The sequence below is a fragment of the Comamonas sp. Z3 genome (assembly GCF_008121565.1).
Lineage (GTDB): Bacteria > Pseudomonadota > Gammaproteobacteria > Burkholderiales > Burkholderiaceae_C > Comamonas > Comamonas brasiliensis.
Genome location: NZ_VOQU01000007.1, coordinates 130,217 through 153,306, shown reverse-complemented (window position 1 = coordinate 153,306; position 23,090 = coordinate 130,217). Strand labels below are relative to the sequence as shown.

Below are 23,090 nucleotides of genomic sequence, written 5' to 3'. Positions count from 1 at the left end.
CTAAATTTTTCGAGTTTTATCATGCAACGTTTTATCGCGCGTACCTGTATCAGTTCGGCAGTCGCGGTGCTGCTGACTGGTTTGGTACCAGCTTTGGCCCAGACCCAGACCTCTCAAGCCCGGTCCAGCCAAGATACATCGGCATCCAGTATTGATCCTTTCCAGATCAATCAGGCGCTGGGGCTGGTTCCTTCTGGTGGATCTAGCGATGCTTCGGTAAGTCGCTCTGCTGCTGCCGTCCCCATGCAGTCCCCTGTGTTGCCGCAAGCCCCACAGACCGCTGATTACACGGCCAACCTCAATAGCGATGTCTTTGGCGCAAACCTGTTTACCGGCAACTTTGCGCGCGCCGGGGCAACGCAGTTCAACCCCGACTATCTGGTAGCAGTCGGCGACCGGATTCATCTGCGCCTCTGGGGTGGCTTTACCTTTGACAGCGTGGCTTCTGTTGACCCGCAGGGCAATATCTTTCTGCCCCAGGTCGGGCCGATCAAGGTATTGGGTATTGCCAACAAGAATCTGCAGCAGCAGGTAGAGGCTGCTGTGCGGCGCGTGTTCCGCGCCAATGTCTACAGCTATGCCAGCCTGGCCGCCGCCCAGCCGGTGCGCATTTTTGTGGGCGGCAATGTCATGCGCCCGGGCCTGTACAACGGCACCAGCATGGACAGCCTGCTTAACTATCTGGACCAGGCGGGCGGTATCGACCCGGAGCGGGGCAGCTTTTTGACTGTGCAGGTCAAGCGCGGCAACTCCGTGCGTGGCACCTTCAATCTCTATGACTTTCTGCTCAAAGGGCAGTTGCCGCTGCTGCAGCTCAATGATGGAGATGTGATTTTTGTCCCCCAGATTGCCAACCGGGTGCGCGTTTCGGGTCTTGTGAATAATGCCAAGCGTTTTGAGTTTGCCCAGGGCTCTGAAACCGTTGCTCAGTTGATGCAACTGGCCAAGCCGCAGGCCCAGGCCACCCATGTGCGCATTGCTCGCAATACCGGAACAGTGAAGAACACGGAGTATTACCCACTGCAGGAGGCCAATGCCTTGGTGCTGCAAAACGGTGACGAACTGGAATTCACTGCGGACAAGAAGCCCGGCACCATTACCGTGCGTGTCGAAGGCGAGCATCTGAATTCGCAGGAATATGTGCTGCCCTATGGCACACGCCTGGGGGCACTGATGCAGAGCATTCAGACCTCGGCAGACGCCGAGCCCGAGAGTATTCAGCTCTTTCGCCAGAGCGTGAAAGATCGCCAGAAGGAAATGCTGGCTACCAGCTTGCGCAGTCTGGAAACCGCATTGCTCACTGCCCGTAGCGGCAGCAGCGAAGAGGCCCGACTGCGCAAGGAAGAAGCCGATCTGACCCTGCAATGGGTAGAGCGTGCAAAGAAGGTAGAGCCCACCGGCCAGGTGCAGATTGCTCAGGCGGCGCAGCGCGACAACATGCTGTTGGAAAACGGTGACGTCATTCGCATACCGCGCAAGGATGGTTTGGTGCTGGTCAGTGGTGAAGTTCTCTTCCCCAATGCTGTGGCATTCGATGGCTCTTTGAGCCTCAAGGATTATATCGATCGTGCTGGCGGCTTTACCCAGACCGCAGATGCGGCTCGCGTCGTTGTTGCGCATCGCGATGGAGCCTTCGAGCAGGTGGATACCGGCAAGCTTTTTGAGAATACCCGACTCAAGGCCGGCGACCAGGTGCTGGTATTACCTAAGGTGGATGAGAAAAAACGCCAGTTCTGGAAAGACATCACTCAGATCATGTACCAGATTGCTATTGGTGCGAAGGTTGTATTCGGACTTTAATGAGATAGGGAAAGTTAATGCAAGTCAGAAAATATACAATCAATCATGTAATGAGCAAAGATATCGATAGTGGTATCTTTGCGGCTATTCTTCGATATTTTAGAGAGAATAGCCCCGAATGGGTTGATAACGTTGAGAGCGTAGAGCCTTTGGAAGAGGCTGATGTTTATCACTATCATCGACCACATTTGGAAACGAAGCTGAGAAAAAACTCGGTCTGCACAGTGCATCATGATTTGGATGATCCAGATATTTGGCATGCGCGCCAGAGGTTTATTCCTAGATATAACGAATCGTCAGCTGTTATATGCCTCAATGAAACACAGAAAAAAATACTTATTAATGAGGAAGGCGTAAAGGAAGAGAAGGTATTTGTTGTTCCCCATGGTTACAATAATAAGATTTTGTCGCCCATTAATAAAGGAAAAAACAGGCAGGGAAAATTTACATTGGGAATTGCATCACGTCGATATGGTCGACGTGTAAAAGGCGAGGCGTATCTCTCTGAATTAATTAAAAGACTCGATCCAGACTTTGTCAAATTTATATTGGTTGGGCAAGACCGGAGTATCGATGCAGTTGACTTTCGTCAATACGGATTCGAAATCGAAGTTTTTGAGCGTCTGCCTTATCGCTTGTTCCAAAGCTTCTATTCTGAAATAGATGCTTTGCTGATGTGCAGCAGTCACGAAGGTGGCCCTGCCAATATCCCAGAGGCGATGGCTACTGGAACTCCTGTCTTTTCAAGTCCTATTGGAATGTCTTTGGATTTCATCAGACACGGGGATAATGGGTTGTTCTTGACCCTGGATCCAGACGTTGATGCGAATCTGATAATGAATTATGCTACAGATAGATTGGAATTTGAAGGGGTGGAAGAGAGATGCCTCGGACAGGTGGCGAATATTCCAACTTGGGGCGATTCAATTCTAGGAAATCTGAATGCTTATTCAAAAATAATCGGTGCGAATATTCTTGAGCCTATATATATGAATATCTTGGAAGACGAGCACGCCCCAGAAGAAGGTTTAGTTATGGAACTGGAGTCTGTTCATGAGTAAAAAATACAACATTCTAGTTCCTGATGATTTGCACTTGAATCAAAGGAATTTTCCTTCATTTCATAAGTTTATTACAAAAACTGGTTCTAGTATAAAATTTATAAAAGATAGAAAAGATTGGGTTGCCTTGTATGGGAACTACGAATCCAAGGTATCGGAATTAAATGAAAAGGCGAGAGTTCTCGCTTGCCTGCCTGCAGACACGTTGTTTAATTACAATGTCAGAGGTGTTAATCTTTTTAAGATATCACGGGCGGAAACCCTTTCGAAGGTTGCTGTTGAACCTGAATGGTATGACGTTGCGTATCCGGAGTCATCCAGAGGTATTTTTGATAAACTGCTAATTAATAATAAGCCTGTTTTGATGCTGTGCCTTGCTGCGGCATGGGATTGGCTTGATTTTTGGTCGAAAATTTTAGCGGACGAGAAGGCATTCACTCACTGCTGCGTCTTCTCTGGATCATTGATATATCAGCGCTCTTTAATTGAGTTGCTGCGCTACACGCCGACAAAAGTCATGGTGATGGAGTCACTCTTTACCGGTAATGATTATTACTGCGAAGAAAAATATGGCCCTATAGCGAATAATTGTGAAATCCGTCATAAAGCTGTTTATGAATCGTTGGCTGTAGATCTTTCCGCCAATGATATGGATAAGGAGCGGATGAAGGCAATTAACAAGATCATTCTTGCAAAGAACAAAAATGTAGAGCAACCGGATTTTGGAGAGGATATTAGGTTCTTGCATTCAGGGAAGATTGTAACAATTCTAGGGCAGGTTGTTAATGACTTTTCCTTGCTGGAGTACAAAAATACAGGTTTAGCATCTATTGAATTCTATAAAGAACTTATTTCCGCTCTGGTTCAGAGTGGATTCAATGTTGTATTTAAGGCCCATCCTTGGGAAGAGAAGAAAACTAACATTCAGACCCCTTTTACCCGTGATGCATTGATCAAATATATAGCTGAATTTCCTGATATGGAAAAAGAGCGTATAAAGATTGTTGATCATTACCCAATAGAAAAATTATTTGCTAAATCTGATTTTGTTACAGGTCTTAATTCCCAGAGTTTACTTGAGGCGGCTTTTAGTGGCTTAAAGCCATTGCAGTTTGGAAACGCGTTCTTTGGAGCAAAGGGATTTACTAGCGATTACAATCTGAGGAATATTAAGGATTGTGTGGCTGATTTGAATTCAGGAAAGATTAGTGGCACATTGCACTTGCGTGAATATAAGAATTTTGAAGAATTTACGCGTAGGCTTCTTCAAGGGCAACTAGTGTCGGTTCATGATTCTGGGGTTGTTAGATTGGAATCAATTTTTGGCTCGCCTGTAACTATTGGCCTTGCCAAAAAGGTAGAAAACCCAGTCAAATCTCAGGGCGTTGTAGCGACCCAGGGGAAAAAGTCTAGCGCTACTAGTCCGACTTTAGTAGAAAAGAATGAAAATGCGACATCTCAAAAGGGTGCGGCATCTCTAAAGGGTAGTGCGATCAACGAGGTGATTCCAGATGCCGGTGTAAGTGGAAATATTTTTACACTAAAGAGTAAAAAACTTAGAAAGTTTGTTAATAACCCTAGAAAATTTTGCGCAGATTCTAACATCTCTCTTGTCAGAATGGCGAGATTTGTATTTCCCTCTTCTAGATAATCATTATGATGCCTGAATTTTCAATTATTATCCCGACGTTTAATCGTGCAGATATCACGAAATCATGCGTTTTCCTTCTGTTGAAGCTTCTCGAGAAAACGGATATTGGCTATGAGATTATCGTTGTTAATGACGGATCTACTGATGACACAGAGGCTTTCTTTCATCAGTTGGCTAATGAGAATATAAATATTCGCTTAATTAGAACAGATAAGACTGCTGGCGAGTATCGAAATCCTGGATTCGCTCGTAATGCTGGAATTAAAGCGGCAAAAGGGAAGTATATATGCTTTTCTGATGGCGATATTATGCATTTGTTGGATCCTCTTGCGGAGACAAAAAGGATTATGGATGCAAATAATGGTGAATGCTATATAACAGGCGTTCACTATCGGTATATGAATGGGGAATTGCAGGGGCCACGTGGGGTTGGTGTTGATATGCCGCATGGTTCTTGGCTGGCGGTAAGTCGCGATAAATTGATATCTATCGGTGGCTATGATCAGCGCTTTAAAAGATACGGTAATGAAGACCATGATATTGTCCAGCGCTTGCGTCGCTTGGGCCTGAAGCACATCAGCTCTTCTAAAGTTGTAGCATTTCATCCTGAGTTTGATTCAGGTAGATCTGCGACGGAGTTAGATAGTATTACCAAAGAACTTCAGATGGAGGTTCAGCGAGATCCTTCTGTAATAAGAAATCAGGGACTAAAGTGGGGAGTTTTTACTGAGGCGGAGCGCAATGCTCCTATTAACGAGGGTGAAAAAAGTAAACGCCCAGAAGAAATTAATATTTCAGCTATTAAGAACAATATAGAGTCTATTGCCGATAATCTATCAATATTGGCCTCTAATAATAAGAAAATAGATGCGATTTTTAATATATCGAGAAGCCTGCATAGTGGATATGTTTCTTTAGAGAATCCTATCTTTCAAAGAAAAAAGCATTCTTCTGCGGAGAAAGAAATATTTTCTCTTTTTGATATCGAACCAGGACATAAAGTTGCTTCAGATTTTCAAGATTTCCTGAAGAAATATCAGTATGTGCAGCCTTGGGATGCAGTAAAGAAAAATCCTTCTGAATTTGATTTTGTAATAATTTCAGAAGTTCATCGTCAAAGAAATCTGGGGTTGTATTTGGATTCCGCATTTAATGCCTTGAAGGAGGGGGGAATTTGCATTGTAATTTGTCCTGCATTCACGAACAGCATTGGATCAGGTAATGCAAACTCTTTGTGGAATGCTGGATATATTCTATATAATCTGATTATGGCTGGATTTGACTGTAAAAAATCAAAGGTTTCTACCTTTGAGAACGAGATACAGTTGTCAGCTTATAAAACGGGGCGGCGGGCAAAGACTTTTTCTATTGCTGATTGTTTTGATTATTTTCCGGTGGATGTTTATCAGCACTTCAATGGAAATATTAAGGAAATTAACTGGGTCAAGGATAGTAAATGATTTCATTTAGTCACGTATCTAATGAAAGTACATTCTCGTTATTTGGGGGAGTGAATGTTCTTGAGGATCTGGATTTCTCATTGCGGTGTGCAGAACATTTCGTCAAAGTGACAAATAAGCTGCATATACCTTATGTTTTTAAGGCCAGCTTTGACAAAGCCAATCGATCTTCCATTCATTCCTACCGTGGCCCAGGCCTGGAAGAGGGTTTAAGGATTTTTGAGGCGGTAAAGAAAGAATTTGGCGTTCCGGTGATTACCGATGTGCATGAGCCCTGGCAGGCTGCGCCTGTGGCTGAGGTCGTGGATGTTTTGCAACTGCCGGCCTTTCTGGCTCGACAGACCGATCTGGTAATGGCCCTGGCCAAGACAGGCAAGCCGATCAATATCAAGAAACCACAGTTTTTGAGCCCTTCCCAGGTGCTCAATATCGTGGAGAAATTCAAGGAAGCCGGCAACGACCAGCTCATGCTGTGCGACCGTGGCACCTGCTTTGGCTATGACAACCTGGTGGTGGACATGCTGGGCTTTGGCGTGATGAAGAAGGTGACAGGCGATCTGCCCATCATCTTTGACGTGACGCATGCGCTGCAGCAGCGCGACCCTAACGCAGGCGCATCGGGCGGACGCCGTCAGCAGATCGTGGACTTGGCCCGTGCGGGCATGGCAACAGGGCTGGCTGGCTTGTTTCTGGAAGCTCACCCCGATCCGAACCAGGCCAAGTGCGATGGCCCCAGTGCATTGCCGCTGGACAAACTGGAGCCCTTCCTGGCCCAGGTGAAGGCAGTGGATGACCTGGTGAAGTCTTTCGAGCCTCTGGAGATTGACTGAGCCGCGATATATCGCGGTTTTCGCTGATTTTTATAAAAATGGCTGCTATCGCTTGCCTGATAAGCGGTAGTAGCTATTGTTTTTATATTTATTGAATATGCAACATGCTCTGACGGAGCCCACTTCGGACGCTTGTTCCATGGGCGGTGCTGGCCCAGGTACAGCAGTAGCTATTGTGATTCCGGCCCGCTATGGCTCCACCCGCTTGCCCGGCAAGCCTCTGGCTGATATCGCTGGCAAGCCCATGATTCAGCATGTGTACGAGCGCGCTTGCCAGGTTGCAGGTGTACAGGCCGTGCTGGTGGCAACCGACGATGATCGCGTGGCGCAGGCCGTGCAGGCATTTGGTGGTCGCTGGGTGATGACCTCAAAGGATCATCCGTCCGGAACGGACCGTCTGGCCGAGGTAATGGCTCAAGTCCACGCAGACATCTATGTCAATCTGCAGGGTGATGAGCCGTTGGTACGCCCTGGGGATGTACAGCGACTGGTGGACGGCATGCTGGCTGATGCCCGCGTGGCTGTGGGAACGCTCTGCCATTCGATCGATGGGCAGGAAGCACTGAACCCGAATACGGTAAAGGTGGTTCTGGCCGATAACGGCGACGCGCTGTATTTCAGCCGTTCACCGATTCCGTATCCACGTGATCCGCAGGAAGCCACCTATCTCAAGCATGTGGGCGTCTATGCCTATCGCCGTGAGGTGCTGGAGCGCTATTCCGGGTTGCCCCAGCCCATGGCCGAGAAAGCTGAAAAGCTTGAGCAGCTGCGCCTCATGGCTGCCGGTCTGAAGATCCGCGCCTATGCCGTGGAGCCTACAGGGCCTGGCGTCGATACTCCCGAATGTCTGGAGCGCGTGCGCGCGCTGTTGGAAGGGCGTGAGCCGGAGTCGCGGTCGACGTTGGCAGATGTTCGTCTGGTGATTACCGATGTGGACGGGGTGTTGACCGATGGCGGGCTGTTTTATGACGCGACTGGTGAGTGCCTGAAGCGCTTTCACGTGCGGGACGGCCTGGGTATGAAGCTGTTGGACGAAAGCGGTGTGCGTGTGGCCGTGCTCTCCGGTCGTGACTCTGCCACGCTGCGCAAGCGTGTTGCCGATTTGGGCTTGACTCTGTGCATGCTTGGCGTCAAGGACAAGGCCGCTGCTTGTCGTGAACTGATGTCCCAGGCTGGAGTGCAGGCAGAACAAACAGTCTGTATTGGTGACGACAGCATTGATTTGCCGGCATTTGCGACTTGCGGCCTGAGCTTTGCCGTCCCTGATGCCCCTGTTTACGTGCGCCAGGCAGCAAGCGGCGTGTTGCAGACCCCGGGTGGGCAGGGCGCCTTTCGTGAACTGGCAGATGCCATCCTGGCCGCACAGGGCAAACAAGATGTGATCGGCTCTGCCGAAGGCTATGCAGGCGTGATGTCTGCCATGACTCAATGACGAACAGAGGGAAGTAGACAAATGGACATGAAAGTGAAGAACGATACTGCTGGCGATGCTCTGGCCATTGCGCAAGAGACGCTGGACATAGAGATCGAAGCACTGCGCCGCATGCGCTCGCGTATGGATGCCCGTTTCAACGATGCGGTGGAGATGGTGCTGGCCATGCAGGGGCGCGTGGTGGTGGTGGGCATGGGCAAGTCCGGCATCATTGGGCAGAAGATTGCTGCCACCCTGGCATCCACCGGAACGCCAGCCTTTTTTGTGCACCCGGGAGAAGCCTTCCACGGCGACCTGGGCATGATCAAGCCCATCGACGTTGCGCTGCTGATTTCCAATTCGGGCGAGACGGAAGAAGTGCTGCGCATTCTCCCGTTCCTGCAACATCAGAAGAACAGGATCATTGCCTTGACCGGCAAGATGGAGTCCACACTGGCACGCCATTCGCACGTCGTGCTGGATGTCGGGGTTGAACGTGAAGCTTGCAAGAACAATCTGGCTCCAACCAGTTCCACCACCAATACGCTGGCGATGGGCGATGCCCTGGCGGTGGCTTTGACGGTAAAGCGCGATTTCCAGCCAGAGGATTTTGCGCGCTTCCATCCCGGCGGTAGTCTGGGTCGCCGCCTGCTGACGCGCGTATGCGATGTCATGCAAAAAGGGCCGTTGCCTGTATGTTCACCCGAGGCATCGTTCCGCGATGTGGTGACCTCTATCACCTATGGCCGCATGGGACTGACTTTGGTGATGGATGGCGAAGCGCTGCAAGGCATCATCACGGATGGCGACCTGCGCAGGGCGTTCGGTGCCCAGGATGATGTGAAGCTTTTGAGTGCTCAGCAGATGATGTCCTCGAACCCCCTGACGATTGGTGAAGAGGTTCGTTTTGCGGAAGCCGAAGCCTTCATGAGGGAAAAAGAGGTGGGTGCTCTGGTTGTGAAGAATGGCGGAGGTCAAGTGACGGGGGTGCTTCAGATCTATGGTTTGAAGGGCGAATCTTCTCCGGCAGTTTGATATGAGGTTCGGGATTCTCTCGAAGGGCATTGGCAGAATCCCTTTCCTTGATAGGTTGGCGGGAGCTGATGTCTCGCGCCTTTCGTCCTGGCTTCGTTCTGACGTGGATGCTGTGGCCGGATGGGGCCTGCGCCCCAGCACACGCAAGGCCCTGGCTTATGCAAGCAAGCATGGCCTACCTTATGTGGCGCTTGAGGATGGCTTTCTTCGCTCTTTCGGCACCGGCGAACATTTCCCGCCGCTGTCGCTGGTGGTCGATGACGCAGGCATCTATTACGACTGCACGCGGCCCAGTGCACTGGAGCGCCTGCTTTGCAGTAATGCCGATGTACTAGCATCGGATGCCGTGCAAGTGCGGCAGGCCCGCGAGAAATTGTTGTTCGCTGGGCTGAGCAAATATAACCATGCTCCTGATCTGCCTGAGGGCATGCTGCGCAGCGATGATGTTCAGCGGGTGCTGGTGGTGGATCAGACGGCGGGCGATATGAGCGTGGCAAAGGGCGGGGCGGATGCTGCTACGTTTGACGCCATGCTGGCCGCTGCGCTGGCCGAGAATCCGCAGGCCACGGTCTATGTCAAGACCCATCCCGAGGTTACTTCGGGCCGCAAGGGCGGCTATTTGACGGGCGTGCAGCCTGATGCCCGCACGGTGGTGCTGCGCGACGCCGTCAATCCGATGAGCCTGATTGCGCAGATGGACAAGGTCTATGTGGTCAGTTCGACGATGGGCTTCGAGGCCTTGCTGGCCGGCAAACCGGTGGTCTGTTTTGGCGTGCCCTGGTATGCGGGCTGGGGTGTGACAGATGATCGCCAGCCGCAGCATGCCGCCATGCTGCGCCGCGCCAGTCACCGGCGCTCGGTGGACGAGTTGTTTGCTGTCGGCTATATGCACTACAGCCGTTATCTGAATCCCGAGACGCGGCAACGCGGCAATGTGCTGGATGTGATGGAGTGGCTGCAGCGTCAACGCATGGTGGTCAGGCGCTTTGGCGGGCGCATGATCGTGGTGGGCTTTCGGCGCTGGAAGGCTGCGAACGTGAAGGCCATGCTGTCCCTGCATCCGGGCAATGTGGTCTTCGTCAAGAATGCAACTGCTGCCAGGGCTTTGCAGCCTGGCGGTGACGATTGCCTGGTCTGCTGGGGTCGCGTGCCGCCGGCAGGTGTACAGGAATTGGCGGATGCATCGGGAGTGCGCCTGCTTCGCATGGAGGATGGCTTTGTCCGCTCCGTGGGCCTGGGCTCCGACCTGATCCCGCCGCAGTCCTTTGTGCTGGACGCCAAGGGCATTTATTTCGACCCGGGTCAGCCGTCGGAGCTGGAGGACCTGCTCAACACCCGGGCATTCACGAAGCAGGATTTGCAGCGTGCGCGCAATGTGCGTGCGTTTATCGTCGAGCATGGCATCACCAAGTACAACCTCGAGCCCAATCGCCCGGTGGACTGGTTCAGCACGGATCGTCCGCAGGCCGGTCGGCAGGTGGTGCTGGTGCCGGGTCAGGTGGAAGACGATGCCTCCATTCGCTTTGGTTGCGATACCGATGGCGTCTGCACGAATCTGGGTCTGATCCAGGCCGCGCGCGCTGCGTTTCCTCATGCATTCATTGTCTTCAAGCCGCACCCCGATGTGAGCAGCGGCAATCGCAAGGGCCATGTCGAGCCGGCCCAGGCTTTGCAGCATGCCGACTGCATTGAACAGGGCGCTTCGGTGGTCAGCTGCATCGAGGCTTGCGTGTGGTGGTGACCATGACCTCGTTGACGGGCTTCGATGCCTTGCTGCGCAACAAGCAGGTGGTTGTGCATGGGCGCCCGTTCTACGCCGGCTGGGGTCTGACGCAGGACCGCTTGCCCGTGCCGCGCCGCAGCCGCCCGCTGTGTCTGGATGAACTGGTGGCAGGGGCGCTGCTGCACTACCCCTTGTACTGGGATCCGGTGCTGCGGGGCTACACCAGTTGCGAAGCGGTGCTCAGGCGCTTGCTGGAGCAGCGTACGGCGCTGGAGCAGTCTGGCGGCCTGCATCGCCTGAAGTCCGGCTGGTTGCGGCGGCAATGGCGCAAAAGCGGGGTGTTGCTGCGGTCGATTTTGTCGGACTGGTGACACTTACCTTTTTTTGCAATTATTTTCCATCGATTTGTTGTCATCGTGCAGTGATGTGCGAGGGTGTTGTCCGGTGAAACCCCTAAAATGCAGGGGTCATGCTTCATGACGCCTCCATAGAAATACCAAGCGGCCTGACAGCCCGCAGTCCTGAACGCATGAAGAATAAGAGTGGATTTGCGTCTAAACGTGTTTTGTTGCTGCAAGGCCCGGTGGGGCCTTTTTTCTGGAACCTGGCCAAGGACTTGCGCTCGGTGGGGGCGACTGTCTTCAAATTCAACTTCAATGCCGGTGACTGGCTGTTCTATCCGCGCAAGGCCCATTCGTTCCGGGGGGATCTGACCCAGTGGCCCGAGGTGCTGGAGGCCTTTATCGTCAGGCATCGTATCGATGCGGTGCTGCTGTTCGGCGATTGCCGGCCGGTCCATGCCTGCGTGCGCTCCATGACGGAGCGTCTGGGTTGTGCCTTCGGGGTGTTCGAAGAGGGCTATCTGCGGCCCGATCACATCACGTTCGAGCCCATGGGCGTCAACGGGCATTCGCATTTCGAAAAGAGACTGGCCTTATGGCTGAAACAGAGGGCGCACCAGGAAGACGTGCCACCGCGTTCTCATGCGAACGGGCCGGCCACGGAGTCGTGGAAGAAGGTCGGAAACTCGTTCTGGCATTCGGCCATGTGGGGCATGCTGTATTTTTTTGCGGCCTGGCTGGGCCAGTGGTTCTGGAATAACGCCCTGCATCACCGAAGCATGACGGTGCGCGATGCTCCCTGGTGGTGGCTGAGCTATCTGCGCAAATTCTGGTACCGGCGCACTGAAAAGGACATCGAAGACCGGCTGCTCGGTGACCTGCGCAAGAAGTTCTTTCTGGCGCCCTTGCAGGTTTATAACGATGCCCAGATCGTGGTCCACTCCAACTATGATTTCGTGACGGATTTCATCAATCACGTGCTGCATTCGTTTTCCCGGGCCCAGGCCTTGGAGCGCACGAGTGGCGTGCCCGAAGGTGGAGAGTCGATTGCGGATGACGTGGTGGTTTTCAAGCACCACCCCATGGACCGCGGACACAGGAACTACGCCAACATCATTCATCTGCTGGCGCGGCGGCATGGTTTGCAGGGCAAGGTGCTCTATATCCATGACCAGCATCTGCCTTCCTTGCTCAAGAGCGCCAAGGGGGTGGTGCTGGTCAACAGCACGACCGGGCTTTCGGCCTTGGGTCATGGCGCTCCCGTCAAGGTCTGCGGCAATGCCTTGTATGACCTGGAAGGCTTGACCTATCAGGGCAAGATGCGCGACTTCTGGTTTCGGGCCCATCAGGCGATTCCCGACCAGGAAATGCTCTCGCGCTTTCGCAAGGCCTTGATTGAGTGCACGCAGATCAACGGCAGCTTCTATCGCCGGCTGTCGGGGGTTTCCTGGCGCTGCGGGGCTGCGCTGGACGGTCAGATGGCCCAGCGCCTGTGGGGCGGTGGCCCGTCGGTCGATCCTGTGCTGTGGCCCGAAGAGGCTGCGGAGCCAGTCCTTTTTTCCAGGCCGGCCAATCAGAAAGATGCCATGCCTTCCATGCTGCAGGGGGTCGCCTCTGTCGAATAAGCCTTGGTATGGAGGGGACCAATGACTAGCAGCGAAAAGAACATCTCATTCGATTCTTCAAAGAAGACAGGGGATGGCGAGCGCCTGGTGATCTTCATGGGCGGCTTTGATCCGCGCGGTGCAAGACACTATCACCAGCTGATGCGTGCCGAGGCGCAAAAGCAGCCGGTGGCTTCTGCGGATCGAAAATACGCGATTGGCGCCAGAGAAAAATGGAGCGCCGGGGAGCATGGGCAGGAGAAATCGCTGCATTCACGCTGGAAAGTCTCTCAGACGGACTCCGGAAACTCGGCTAGCGCCGATTTTGTTTTTTTCGACTGGCATGATCAGGTCCGTCTGCACTGGCCTTCAAGTCGGGCAGAGGTTTTCCGCCAGGCCGTGGGCACCTATGTCTCCATCTGGAACTTGAGGCAGTGGCTCCAACCCGTGCGGGAGCAGGCGCGCTTTACCCTGTGGGCGCTGATGTATCCGCTGTGTTACATGCTGCTGGTGCTGCTGGCCGGACTGGGCTTGGGCTCTCTGCTTGTCAGTGCCTGGGACGGCTTGCCGCCAGTGGGCGCAGCCGCGCTGATGCTGGCTGCGGTCGCTGTCGTCGGCTGGGGCGGCCTGGTGCTGGATGGCTATCTGCATATCAGCTGGCTTCTGAGGATTCTGAACTTTGCCCATGTCAGTTCCCGGGAAACCTTTCCCGTGCTCGATGCGCGCATCGAGACCATGGCCGCCGAGGTAGCGCAGGCCCTGCAGCAGCAGCAGCGCTGGCGCGAAGTGGTGGTGGTCGGTTTCAGTGTCGGCAGTGTGCAGGCTTTGAAGCTGACTCAGGCACTTCGCCGCAAGCTGGCAGAAAGTCCCTTATCCTTGCAGCCTTCGCGCAGGCCGCTGGTGAATCTGGTCACCCTGGGCAATTGCATTCCGCTGTTCGGGCTGTTTCCAGGTGCCGGTGCCTTGCGCCAGACCTTGCGCGAGATCGCCATGGACGAAGCGGTGTACTGGGCCGATATCTCTTCCCCCAGCGACAGCGTGTGCTTTGGCATGTGCGATGTGGTGGGGCTGTCCTTGCGCGAGGATGGGCGAAAGGATGAGACCCAGGCCGTCCGCTCCTTTACCGAGGCTGGCAAGCGCCGGGCCCAGTGGGGGCTTAATCCGCAAGCCGTGTGCTCACCGCGTTTTCACAAGCTGTTTTTGCCGGCAACTTACCGTTGGTTGCGCAGGAACAAGATGCGCATGCATTTTCAGTATCTGATGGCCGGCGAAGTTGCCGGTGCCTATGACTATTTCGAGTTGCTCACCAGCGCCGGTCCGATGCGTGACTACATAGAGAGGAAATTGGTGCGATGAGTCGTTTTTGCCCCGCCTATCCCAAACCCCATCCCGAGCAGACATCGAAGCTGCGCATGTTCTGGCATGCACGGCGCTCCTGGATGGATGCGCTGTTCGAGCGCAGCTACAGCATGCAGATGGGCGAGGTCCATCTGCCTGGCGTGGATCTCTACATGCTCAACGACATCGCGGAAGTCAAAAGAGTCATGCAGAGCGAGGCGCAGCAGTTTCCCAAGAGCCATCTGCTGCACGAGTCGCTGGAGCCCTTGCTGGGAGACAGCATCTTCACGACCAATGGCGAGCAGTGGCAGCGTCAGCGCACCATGATGAACCCGGCGTTTGCCCAGGCCCGCGTGAACGTCGCCTTCCCGCGCATGCTGGGTGCCGCGCAAGCCATGCTGGAGCGCCTGGATGCCGTGGACCAGGCCCAGCCCTACGACATCGAGATCGAGATGACTCATGTCACTGCCGATATCATTTTTCGCACGATCTTTTCCACGCCCTTGCAGGGGCCCGATGCGCATCGCATCTTCGAGGCCTTTGCCCGCTACCAGGCACTGGCTCCCAAGCTCATGCTGCCGGCCCTGTTCGGCGTTCGCTGGCTGACCATGCCTTGGTATCGCTGGCAGAGCAACCAGGCCGCCCGCGAAATTCGAGGCCTGCTGCACGCCATGATCAAGCCGCGCTATGAGGCGCACCTGAGGGGCGAGGCCGAGGAGCAGGAGGACATTCTTGCCGCCTTCATGCAGGCCAAGGATCCGAATACGGGCGAGCCTTTCAACGAGGAAGAGCTGGTCAATCAGGTTGCCATGCTGTTTCTGGCGGGGCATGAAACCTCTGCCAGCGCACTGACCTGGGCCAGCTATCTGCTGTCCCAGTCTCCCGACGTGCAGCAGCGTGCCTATGAGCAGGTGCTGGAGGTGGTCGGCGACCGTCTGCCGCAGCAGGCGGATATGAAGAGCTTCTCGCAGGTCTGGAATATTTTTCGCGAGACCTTGCGCCTGTTCCCGCCAGTGGGCTTCTTTGCGCGGGAGAACGTTCAGTCCTGCCCCATCCGGGGCAAGCAATTGAAGGAGCGCAGCACGGTGGTGGTGGCACCCTGGCTGCTGCAACGTCACCGCAAATGGTGGCAGAACCCCGATGCCTTCGACCCTGATCGCTTTGACCGTGAGGAGGACAAGGAGGCCATCAAACACGCCTACATGCCTTTCAGCATGGGCCCGCGCGTCTGTCTGGGCGCTGCATTTGCCCTGCAGGAAGCCGTCCTGATTCTGGCCTGCCTGCTGCAGCGCTATGAAATCCTGCCCGCGCCGGGCCATGTGCCGCAGCCCGTGGGGCGGCTGACGATTCGCTCTGAAAATGGGGTACGTATCAAGTTGCGCAAGAGGAAGGATGCATGAAGGAGCGCCTGGCAGGTTTTGTGTTGATGTGCGCCGTCGTCCCGCTGGCGGTCGTGGGCTGGCTGATTCTTTGCTGGGTCGGCCTGTTCGGCAAGACGGAGCGAGGCAGGGCCGGAGTGCGCGCCCTGGATCATTTCGTCAATGCCGCAGTGCTCAACGGCTATGCCTGGGAAAGCGTCTCATCGCATGCCTGGCGCGAACGCGAGAACAAGCGCTGGGCGCGCTGGGTGATCAGGGTCACAGACCACTTCCAGAAGGATCACTGCATGCGCGCCAACAAGCGCGAGCAGCCCGTGGTGGACCTGATCCTGAAAAAAGGCCTGCAGGGCCAGACCATCAAATAGGCGGTTTGCCTGGCCTGCCAGTTTTCATTGCGCACTGATCTCTTTGGGGCAATGGCTGATGAAGTGGGCGTGATCAAGAGGCCTCATCTCGGCTGCCAGCGCAGCCCTGCAGGTAGCTTGCAGAACTCATCAGCAGGCGGTTGGCATTGGTGTCGTCAAGCATGGAGAGGGCGTGGAGCCTTTTGAGCGCAGCACCTAGAGCGTGGCTTGCGTACCTAATATGGCCGTGGACTGGCTGGCGAGCACTCCCCCATTGCCGTGGCAAAGCACGGCATCGATCTGCTTGAGCCCGCGTGATTGTCCACCTGTACGAAGCAACTCAACGGCCTCGATGACGGTGAATATCCCGTACATGCCAGGATGCACGCAAGAAAGGCCACCTCCGTTGGTGTTCACGGGCAGCGCGCCGCCAGGACCGATACCCGTTTCTGTGATGAAGCCTCCTCCCTCGCCTTTCGCGCAAAAACCCAGGTCTTCGAGAAAGAGCAGAACGTTGATGGTGAAGGCGTCATACAGCTGCGCTGCATGTATGTCTTTCGCGGAAAGTCCGGCCATGGCGAATGCGCGAGCGCCCGACTCGCGGGCCGCCGTGGATGTGAGGTCTGGCATGCAGGAAATCTGCCGGTGTGTCTGTGAGGCAGCCACGCCCAGGATATAGACGGGCTGCGCTGCGCTGGGTCCAACCAGATCCGAGCGGGTCATGACAAAGGCACCTGCGCCGTCCGTGATCAAGCAGCAATCGAGGGTGGTCAGCGGGTCACTGATCATGCGAGCCGAGAGCACATCTTCGACAGTCAATGGCCCGCGACGAAAGGCCAGCGGGTTGGCTTGTGCCCATTGCCGGGCTGCGACGGCAATAGCGGCCAACTGCTCGCGGCTGGTTCCATATTCATGCATATGCCTCGCCGCAGCCAAAGCATAGGAGCTCGCGGGGTTGAACGGTGCATAAGGCGCCTCAAAGGGTTGGGGCTCAAGCTGAGCGCGCGCAGCGATCTGCTGGCGAAAGTCTGAAGCGGAAAAAGCGGTGCTTCCGTAGGCAACCAGCACCGCATTGCATGCACCGCTGTTCAAGGCCATGGCAGCATTTTTTAGGCAGCTGACGTAGGCGCTTCCGCCAATATTCGTACTGTCCATGTATGCTGGATTGATGCCAAGGTATTCAGCGACCGAGAGTGCCGGCAAGAATCGGTTGAAGCTTGCCGTAAAAAGTCCGTCGATGTCGGACATCTTGAGGCCGGCATCACGCACGGCAGTGTGTGCGGATTTTGCCAGTATTTCCATCTCGGTAAAACCGGTGGCATCTCCCATCCCCGCCAGACCTATTCCGGTAATTGCTGCCGTGGCGCGCAGTTGATTGATATCTCTCATTTCAATTGCCGACTATCGGTTCGAACAAAACCTGGGGCTGTGCAATACCATCAAGACACGCAAGCAGTGACTTCACCCGCATTCCGATATAAGTCTCTTCCGGTGGAAGGTTGTGCATGCGGCTCATCATGCGAAAGCCCTCGTCCATATCGACAAGCACAATGCAGTAGGCGCCGCCATTTTTTTCAGAGCGCGGGATAACGCTTTGGGAATAAATGGTGCCCGTGCCTTTGGGGGCTATCCATAGGAATTTGCCTCCCCCGCAGTTGGGGCATATTTGTCTCGGGTAAAAAATGATCTCGCTGCAGTCGGTGCAAACAGGTATTCGCCATTGGCCAGAAGCCAGGTAATCGAAATAGCGAGCCTGCACGCCATGATCCTCTGGTTCAAGAGTGCTCATGAGCTGCTTCTCCTGTCTTCGTCAGAACGGGCAAACAGCGTGAGGCCAGGTGCTGCGCTCAGCGGTGCTTGCGTGACTTCCTGAAGCATTTTCAGATCCAGGGAATCGACCATTTCCTGCACGACCATGCCTTGCGGGGTGATATCGATGACCGCCAGGTCGGTGTAGACGCGGTTGACGACTGACGCTCCCGTAAGAGGATAGGTGCATGTCGATACCAGCTTGGGGCGGCCATCGCGATCCACATGGTCCATGATCGCGAAAACCCTGCGAGTTCCGGTCACAAGATCCATGGCTCCTCCCACCGCGGGTAACTCGTCCGGGTCGCCAGTCCACCAATTGGCGAGGTCTCCCTGCTCCGAGACTTGAAACGCACCCAGAATGCACAGGTCGAGATGGCCTCCGCGCATCATGGTGAACGAGCTGAGGTGGTCGAAATAGCAGCCGCCCGGCAACAGGGTTACCGGCTTCTTGCCCGCATTGATCAGGTCCCAATCGACGGCTTCAGGGGCTGCGGGGCCACCCATGCCCAGCAGGCCATTTTCGCTGTGCAAGATCACGCTCTTGCCTGCGCCGATATGGCCTGCAACCAGTTCGGGCAGTCCAATTCCTAGATTGACATACCAGCCGTTCTCGATGTCATCGGCGACACGCCGCGCCAGGCTTTGGCGGCTGCGACCCCTGTTGGCAGAAAGACTCATGACTGTGCTCCCGCAATATTCACCACGCGTTGAACGAAAATCCCCGGGGTGACAACATGCTCCGGATCGAGTTGGCCGAGATCCAGCGTCTGGTGAACCTGTGCAATGGTGACTTTCGCCGCCATGGCCATGACCGGATTGAAATTGCGTGCCGCTTTGCGGTAGGTGAGATTGCCCCAGCGGTCACCTTGATGCGCTTTGATCAGGGCGAAGTCCCCGTGCAAGGGCAATTCCAGCAAATAGGGTTTGCCGCCAATCATGCGCATTTCCTTGCCCTTGGCCAGCAGTGTGCCGACTCCGGTCGGGCAGTAGACACCGCCCAGGCCGGCTGCAGCCGCTCGCAAGCGCTCCACGATGGTGCCTTGCGGCACGAGCTCCAGTTCGATGCGTCCTTCCCTGTACCAGCGAGAAAAAATGTTGGGATCGGACTTGGGGTTTGCCGCTTTGGGAAAGGAGCAGATCATTTTTCTGACCCGTCCGGCATCCACCAGTGCAGCCAGACCGCCATGTCCGGTTCCCGAGTTGTTGTTCACGATGGTCAGGTCGCGGGCGCCTTGGTCTATCAGTCCATGAACCAGCTCGTAAGGCAGGCCGGCTCCTCCGAAGCCGCCCACCAGGACGGTGGCCCCATCGACGATGTCGGCCAAGGCCGAAGGAATATCCGTATGGATCTTGTCAAGCATGGCGGGCTTTACTGCTGAGCCTGAATGCCGATCTTTGCCATGAAAGTCGGCCAGCGTTTCGATTCTTCCCGCATGAAGTTCCCGAATTGCTCGGGAGAGCTGGACTCGATCGTCAAGCCATAGCCCACAAACGGTTGCGCGAATTCGGGACTGGCGAGAGTGGCTTTGACGGCTTTGTTGAGCGTATCCACAATGGGTTTCGGAGTTCCGCTGCGTACCACCAGCCCCCACCACACACTGATATCCACGGAAGGATAGCCAGCCTGCTTCATCGACGGAATACCCGGCAGCGCCGGGATTGGCTTGTCTCCGGTCACGGCCAGTGCACGCAGCCGTTTGCCCTCGACCTGCGGAATCACCGTCGATCCTGCATCGAAGATCATGGTGATGTTGCCGCCCATCACATCGTTGATGGCCTGAGCGCTGCCCTTGTAGGGCACGCGCAGGAGTTTGATATCGGCGGCCTGAGAAAACAGCTCGCTGGCGAGATGGAGACTGCCGCCATCTCCCAGTGAGGCATAGGTCGTCTTGCCGGGATTCTTTCTTGCGAGTGTCACCAGGTCTTCAACGTTATACGCAGGAAGATCGGCTCGAACGGTGAGAATGAGTGGCGATGAAAAAAGGCTTGAGACCGGAGAAAAATCCCTTATCGGGTCGTAAGGTAATTGTCGGTAGACCCCGATGTTTGTGGCCAGGCTGGTCATGGAGCCTAGAAACAGCGTATATCCATCTGCGGGTGCCCGTAGAGCAGATTCCACGCCTATGACCTGATTGGCACCCGGCTTGTTTTCAATGATCACCGGCTGTTTGAGCTTGTCACCGATATTTTTTGCGAGTGATCTCGAAAATGTGTCGGCCAGACCGCCAGGTGGGTAGGGAACGATAAGCCGAATGGGCCTGCTTGGATATATGTCGCTGGCGTGAGCACTGGTCATTCCAATTGCGCAGGTGGCAAGGGTGGCGAACCAGAGTTTGATGTTCAATCGCATGGGGCTGTCTCCGTTGTAAGTGTTTTAATGGCTGTCAGGAATATGGATCTATGTCGTGAGTTAGTGAGTGAATCGGGGTGCAGCGCCTTTTTTGTACGGTTGCCGATTGAAGGGCTGACTTTCTGTCTGGTTTCAGTTCTTGAGAGATACCTGGGTCAATGTGTCGCTCTTGGCGCCTCCTTGATTGACGGTGACTCGAAACTAACCGACGAGCTCTCGCGCTTTTTGAATAATGTTTCTTGCACAAGGAATGACAGCCGTTTGCAAGTGGGGCGCTGCGGGGATTCGAATATCCGGTGTTGCCAGGCGCGCCACAGGTTTTTTGAGAGCGCCGAAGGACTCGGCATGGATGCGGGCCGCGATCTCGGCGCCGAAGCCACCGGTCAGGTTGGCTTCGTGCACGATCAGCAGGCGACCGGTTTTGTGCACGCTTTGCTGTAGTGTGGGCCAGTCGAAAGGCGCAATCCAGCGTGCATTGATGACCTCGGCATCGATGCCATGCTCGGCGTGCAAGGTCTGCGCTGCTTCATGCACGCGGTGCAGCATGCTGCCCCAGGTCACAATGGTCAGGTCGCGGCCGCTGCGTGTGATGTGAGCGTCAAAGCTGCTTTGCACCGGGCCGTTCAGGGTGACCGGCTCCGTCAGGGTGTGATAAAGCCCCCGGTTCTCGATGATCAGGCTCGGGTCATTGCAGGCAATACCAGTCAGCAGCATGTCGTAGGCATCCTGCACAGTCGCCGGCAGCCCGACCCGCAGGCCGGGTACATGGGCAAACATGGCCTCGAGGTTCTGCGAGTGCTGGGCGCAGGAGCCGGGCAGGGCGCCTTGCTGCGTGCGGATGGTCATGGGGGCCTGTAGCTTGCCGGCCGAGACATAGCGCACATTGGCGGCCTGGTTCGCGATCTGGTCCATGGCGACCAGGCTGAAGTCGATCCACATGATCTCGACGATGGGCCTCATGCCGCACATGGCAGCGCCCACAGCGGTGCCCAGCATCGCGGTTTCGCTGATCGGCGTGTCAAAAACGCGTGCGCTGCCGAACTCCTTTTGCAGATCCTTGGTGACCCCGAAAACGCCACCGGGTTTGGCCACATCTTCGCCGAAGAGCAAGGTTTCAGGCATGTGCGTCAAGGCCCGGCTCAAGGCCGCGTTGATGGCCTTGGCGTAGCTCAGTGCTAGGGTCGATGTGGCTTGTTCATTCTGCATAAAGGTGCTCCATCACGGTGTCGGCAGAGGCCAGGGGGGCGTTCAGTGCCTTGGCGGTGGCCGCTTCGATATGGGCGGCAGCATTGAGGTGGATGTTCTGAACCTCGGCATCGGACACGCCGCTGAGTTGCAGGCGTTGACCCAGGCGCACGATGGGCTCATGCAGCTTGGCCTCGGCAATTTCACGGGCTGTGCGGTAGCTCTGCATGTCGCCGATGTAGTGGCCCACCAGGCGCTGCGTCATCATCTCGATGAGCACAGGCCCGTGGCCATTGCGCACCTTCTGACCGAAATGCTCCATGCATTGCCTGACGCCCAGGATGTCGTTGCCATCGATGCGTACGCCATCCATGCCGAAGGCGCGGGCACGCTTGAAAAGTGCGGCATCGCGCACGGTGTCGGCAATCGGTGTCAGCTCGGCATAGGTGTTGTTCTCGCACAGAAAAATCACTGGCAATTTGAGATATGAGGCAAAGTTCATCGCCTCGAACACGCCTCCCTGGTTCATCGCCCCATCACCGAAGGCGGTGATGGCGAGGCTGCCGTCCTTGGCCATCGTGCTGGCCAATGCGGCACCGCAGGCTATCGGGGCACCGGCACCGACGATGGAGTTTTCGCCAAAAAATCCCCATTCAGGCGCACTGAAGTAGGCAGAGCCGCCACGGCCCGCGCACACCCCGGTCTCACGGGCCAGCAATTCCGCCAGAATGGCTTCGGCTGGCACGCCGCAGGCATGGGCCCAGCCATGGCCTCGATAGGTGGAAAACACCCGATCGCCGGGTTGACGGGCAGCGCAGCTGCCGCTGTAGATGGCTTCCTGGCCTATGCACAGGTGAACGGAACCCTGAATCTCGCCACTTTTGCGCAGGTCTGCAATCTTCTCTTCCAGCAGACGTATGCGGATCATTTGCTCCAGCAACTCCTTTGCCGCCAGGACATCGCTGGCGCTGATCGGCTCTATTGAATATTGCATCGTCATCTCCTTGTATTGGCGAGCTCTTCGAATCGTTGAAGCAGTTGGGCTGTGGAGTTCAGCAGCACGCCCATGTCGGAGCCCAGCACAAACATGCGTACCCCCGCCTCCTGGAAAACGGGCATGTCTTGCGGCGTGCACAAAATGCCCGAGGCCTTGCCCAGGCGTGTCGCGGTCTGGATGGCCTGGACGCACAGTGCCGCCACGCGCTCATGCCGGGGCTGGCCCATCAGGCCGATGTCTGCGGCCAGGTCATGTGGACCGAGAAAAACGGCATCGACATGACTGGTGCTTTGCAGAATTGCTTCGAGGTTTTTCACGCCCTGCAGCGATTCGATCTGAATGATCAGCGAAGTCTGTTGGTTGGCCTCTTGCAGGTACTGCTGGTTTCTGCCGTATCGGGCAGCTCGCACCGAGCCCGCAATCCCGCGCTGCCCCAGGGGGGGGTAGTAGGCGTAGCGCACCATGCGCTGCACTTCTTCCGGGGTTTTGACGTTGGGAAGCATCAGCGAACGAACGCCCAGGTCCAGCGCGAGCTTGATCGTGAACTCGTCGATCATGGGCAGGCGCAGCACCGCTTCTGTGCCGGTGCCCTTCAAGGAGCACAGCTGCGCATGCAGGTTGACGGAGTTGTTGGGGGTGTGTTCGTTGTCGAACAGCAGGAAGTCGAGGCCTGTTTCGCCCAGGGCCTCGGAGATCTGTGGGCTGTAGGTGCAGCAAAACAGGCCGACGACCTGCTGGCCCGATTACAGCTTCTGCTTGAGGCTGCTGG

Annotated in this window: 21 protein-coding genes; 13 read left to right on the top strand and 8 right to left on the bottom strand. The window is 55.5% G+C overall.

All coding sequences use genetic code 11. The features are described from left to right. The first annotated feature begins 21 nt into the window (after positions 1 to 21). The 13 genes from FSY59_RS20390 (at position 22) to FSY59_RS20335 (ending at position 15,998) form a co-directional block, all read left to right on the top strand. Positions 22 to 1,800, top strand: a complete 1,779-nt coding sequence (locus FSY59_RS20390; protein ID WP_148729542.1) for an SLBB domain-containing protein — start codon at positions 22 to 24, stop codon at positions 1,798 to 1,800. A gap of 50 nt (positions 1,801 to 1,850) precedes the next feature. Next, a complete protein-coding gene (locus FSY59_RS20385; protein WP_222864301.1) occupies positions 1,851 to 2,861 on the top strand; it encodes a glycosyltransferase family 4 protein in 1,011 nt (336 codons plus the stop codon). Further along, positions 2,854 to 4,512, top strand: coding sequence for a capsule biosynthesis protein (locus tag FSY59_RS20380; RefSeq protein ID WP_148729540.1), 1,659 nt, complete (start codon positions 2,854 to 2,856; stop codon positions 4,510 to 4,512). The genes FSY59_RS20385 and FSY59_RS20380 overlap by 8 nt, the downstream gene beginning before the upstream one ends. 5 nt (positions 4,513 to 4,517) lie before the next feature. Continuing rightward, positions 4,518 to 5,972: a glycosyltransferase family 2 protein gene (locus FSY59_RS20375; protein WP_148729539.1), complete on the top strand. Its 1,455-nt coding sequence runs from the start codon at positions 4,518 to 4,520 to the stop codon at positions 5,970 to 5,972. Then, on the top strand, positions 5,969 to 6,802 hold the full coding sequence (gene kdsA, locus FSY59_RS20370; protein ID WP_148729538.1) for a 3-deoxy-8-phosphooctulonate synthase: 834 nt from the start codon (positions 5,969 to 5,971) through the stop codon (positions 6,800 to 6,802). Before FSY59_RS20375 ends, kdsA begins: the two co-directional genes overlap by 4 nt. 175 nt (positions 6,803 to 6,977) lie before the next feature. Further along, positions 6,978 to 8,234, top strand: coding sequence for a 3-deoxy-manno-octulosonate cytidylyltransferase (gene kdsB, locus FSY59_RS20365; protein WP_255439614.1), 1,257 nt, complete (start codon positions 6,978 to 6,980; stop codon positions 8,232 to 8,234). Positions 8,235 to 8,255: 21 nt separating this feature from the next. Beyond that, positions 8,256 to 9,248 (top strand): SIS domain-containing protein, encoded by a 993-nt coding sequence (locus tag FSY59_RS20360; RefSeq protein ID WP_255439613.1) that lies wholly within the window; start codon positions 8,256 to 8,258, stop codon positions 9,246 to 9,248. A gap of 103 nt (positions 9,249 to 9,351) precedes the next feature. Next, entirely contained in the window at positions 9,352 to 10,989 is a 1,638-nt protein-coding gene (locus FSY59_RS20355) for a capsular polysaccharide biosynthesis protein (RefSeq protein WP_255439612.1), read from the top strand. A gap of 2 nt (positions 10,990 to 10,991) precedes the next feature. Then, positions 10,992 to 11,342 carry a hypothetical protein gene (locus FSY59_RS27745; protein ID WP_255439610.1) on the top strand — a complete coding sequence of 117 codons (351 nt, stop codon included), beginning with the start codon at positions 10,992 to 10,994 and terminating at the stop codon, positions 11,340 to 11,342. Between the two features lie 158 nt (positions 11,343 to 11,500). After that, positions 11,501 to 12,937 carry a capsule biosynthesis protein gene (locus tag FSY59_RS20350; protein ID WP_255439609.1) on the top strand — a complete coding sequence of 479 codons (1,437 nt, stop codon included), beginning with the start codon at positions 11,501 to 11,503 and terminating at the stop codon, positions 12,935 to 12,937. A 21-nt stretch (positions 12,938 to 12,958) separates the two neighbouring features. Continuing rightward, complete coding sequence (locus FSY59_RS20345; RefSeq protein WP_148729536.1) at positions 12,959 to 14,272, top strand: hypothetical protein; 1,314 nt, start codon at positions 12,959 to 12,961, stop codon at positions 14,270 to 14,272. Then, on the top strand, positions 14,269 to 15,654 hold the full coding sequence (locus FSY59_RS20340) for a cytochrome P450 (RefSeq protein ID WP_148729535.1): 1,386 nt from the start codon (positions 14,269 to 14,271) through the stop codon (positions 15,652 to 15,654). Before FSY59_RS20345 ends, FSY59_RS20340 begins: the two co-directional genes overlap by 4 nt. Beyond that, complete coding sequence (locus tag FSY59_RS20335) at positions 15,651 to 15,998, top strand: hypothetical protein (protein WP_003054158.1); 348 nt, start codon at positions 15,651 to 15,653, stop codon at positions 15,996 to 15,998. Before FSY59_RS20340 ends, FSY59_RS20335 begins: the two co-directional genes overlap by 4 nt. 195 nt (positions 15,999 to 16,193) lie before the next feature. Here FSY59_RS20335 and FSY59_RS20330 read toward each other — a convergent pair whose 3' ends face one another. The 8 genes from FSY59_RS20330 to FSY59_RS20295 all read right to left on the bottom strand — a co-directional run bounded on the left by FSY59_RS20330 (position 16,194) and on the right by FSY59_RS20295 (position 23,043). After that, positions 16,194 to 17,366, bottom strand: a complete 1,173-nt coding sequence (locus FSY59_RS20330; protein ID WP_003054160.1) for an acetyl-CoA acetyltransferase — start codon at positions 17,364 to 17,366, stop codon at positions 16,194 to 16,196. Between the two features lies 1 nt (position 17,367). Continuing rightward, entirely contained in the window at positions 17,368 to 17,766 is a 399-nt protein-coding gene (locus tag FSY59_RS20325) for a Zn-ribbon domain-containing OB-fold protein (protein WP_148729534.1), read from the bottom strand. Further along, positions 17,763 to 18,467, bottom strand: coding sequence for a 3-oxoacid CoA-transferase subunit B (locus tag FSY59_RS20320; protein WP_003054165.1), 705 nt, complete (start codon positions 18,465 to 18,467; stop codon positions 17,763 to 17,765). Before FSY59_RS20320 ends, FSY59_RS20325 begins: the two co-directional genes overlap by 4 nt. Further along, the gene (locus FSY59_RS20315) at positions 18,464 to 19,150 is read right to left on the bottom strand and encodes a 3-oxoacid CoA-transferase subunit A (protein WP_003054167.1); all 687 of its coding nucleotides are present in this window, start codon (positions 19,148 to 19,150) and stop codon (positions 18,464 to 18,466) included. Before FSY59_RS20315 ends, FSY59_RS20320 begins: the two co-directional genes overlap by 4 nt. A gap of 8 nt (positions 19,151 to 19,158) precedes the next feature. Continuing rightward, on the bottom strand, positions 19,159 to 20,139 hold the full coding sequence (locus FSY59_RS20310; RefSeq protein ID WP_148729533.1) for a tripartite tricarboxylate transporter substrate binding protein: 981 nt from the start codon (positions 20,137 to 20,139) through the stop codon (positions 19,159 to 19,161). Between the two features lie 201 nt (positions 20,140 to 20,340). Then, a complete protein-coding gene (locus tag FSY59_RS20305) occupies positions 20,341 to 21,345 on the bottom strand; it encodes an alpha-ketoacid dehydrogenase subunit beta (RefSeq protein WP_148729532.1) in 1,005 nt (334 codons plus the stop codon). Next, a complete protein-coding gene (locus tag FSY59_RS20300) occupies positions 21,335 to 22,318 on the bottom strand; it encodes a thiamine pyrophosphate-dependent dehydrogenase E1 component subunit alpha (protein ID WP_003054173.1) in 984 nt (327 codons plus the stop codon). The genes FSY59_RS20305 and FSY59_RS20300 overlap by 11 nt, the downstream gene beginning before the upstream one ends. Before the next feature lie 2 nt (positions 22,319 to 22,320). After that, the gene (locus FSY59_RS20295) at positions 22,321 to 23,043 is read right to left on the bottom strand and encodes an HpcH/HpaI aldolase/citrate lyase family protein (RefSeq protein WP_148729531.1); all 723 of its coding nucleotides are present in this window, start codon (positions 23,041 to 23,043) and stop codon (positions 22,321 to 22,323) included. Positions 23,044 to 23,090: the final 47 nt, after the last annotated feature.

Excerpts from the sequence above, each read along its gene's own strand:
- FSY59_RS20390 (WP_148729542.1), top strand. The coding sequence starts at position 22 with ATGCAACGTTTTATCGCGCGTACCTGTATCAGTTCGGCAGTCGCGGTG.
- FSY59_RS20385 (WP_222864301.1), top strand. The coding sequence starts at position 1,851 with ATGAGCAAAGATATCGATAGTGGTATCTTTGCGGCTATTCTTCGATAT.
- FSY59_RS20380 (WP_148729540.1), top strand. The coding sequence starts at position 2,854 with ATGAGTAAAAAATACAACATTCTAGTTCCTGATGATTTGCACTTGAAT.
- FSY59_RS20375 (WP_148729539.1), top strand. The coding sequence starts at position 4,518 with ATGATGCCTGAATTTTCAATTATTATCCCGACGTTTAATCGTGCAGAT.
- kdsA (WP_148729538.1), top strand. The coding sequence starts at position 5,969 with ATGATTTCATTTAGTCACGTATCTAATGAAAGTACATTCTCGTTATTT.
- FSY59_RS20360 (WP_255439613.1), top strand. The coding sequence starts at position 8,256 with ATGGACATGAAAGTGAAGAACGATACTGCTGGCGATGCTCTGGCCATT.
- FSY59_RS27745 (WP_255439610.1), top strand. The coding sequence starts at position 10,992 with ATGACCTCGTTGACGGGCTTCGATGCCTTGCTGCGCAACAAGCAGGTG.
- FSY59_RS20350 (WP_255439609.1), top strand. The coding sequence starts at position 11,501 with ATGAAGAATAAGAGTGGATTTGCGTCTAAACGTGTTTTGTTGCTGCAA.
- FSY59_RS20345 (WP_148729536.1), top strand. The coding sequence starts at position 12,959 with ATGACTAGCAGCGAAAAGAACATCTCATTCGATTCTTCAAAGAAGACA.
- FSY59_RS20340 (WP_148729535.1), top strand. The coding sequence starts at position 14,269 with ATGAGTCGTTTTTGCCCCGCCTATCCCAAACCCCATCCCGAGCAGACA.
- FSY59_RS20335 (WP_003054158.1), top strand. The coding sequence starts at position 15,651 with ATGAAGGAGCGCCTGGCAGGTTTTGTGTTGATGTGCGCCGTCGTCCCG.
- FSY59_RS20330 (WP_003054160.1), bottom strand. The coding sequence starts at position 17,366 with ATGAGAGATATCAATCAACTGCGCGCCACGGCAGCAATTACCGGAATA.
- FSY59_RS20325 (WP_148729534.1), bottom strand. The coding sequence starts at position 17,766 with ATGAGCACTCTTGAACCAGAGGATCATGGCGTGCAGGCTCGCTATTTC.
- FSY59_RS20320 (WP_003054165.1), bottom strand. The coding sequence starts at position 18,467 with ATGAGTCTTTCTGCCAACAGGGGTCGCAGCCGCCAAAGCCTGGCGCGG.
- FSY59_RS20315 (WP_003054167.1), bottom strand. The coding sequence starts at position 19,150 with ATGCTTGACAAGATCCATACGGATATTCCTTCGGCCTTGGCCGACATC.
- FSY59_RS20310 (WP_148729533.1), bottom strand. The coding sequence starts at position 20,139 with ATGCGATTGAACATCAAACTCTGGTTCGCCACCCTTGCCACCTGCGCA.
- FSY59_RS20305 (WP_148729532.1), bottom strand. The coding sequence starts at position 21,345 with ATGCAGAATGAACAAGCCACATCGACCCTAGCACTGAGCTACGCCAAG.
- FSY59_RS20300 (WP_003054173.1), bottom strand. The coding sequence starts at position 22,318 with ATGCAATATTCAATAGAGCCGATCAGCGCCAGCGATGTCCTGGCGGCA.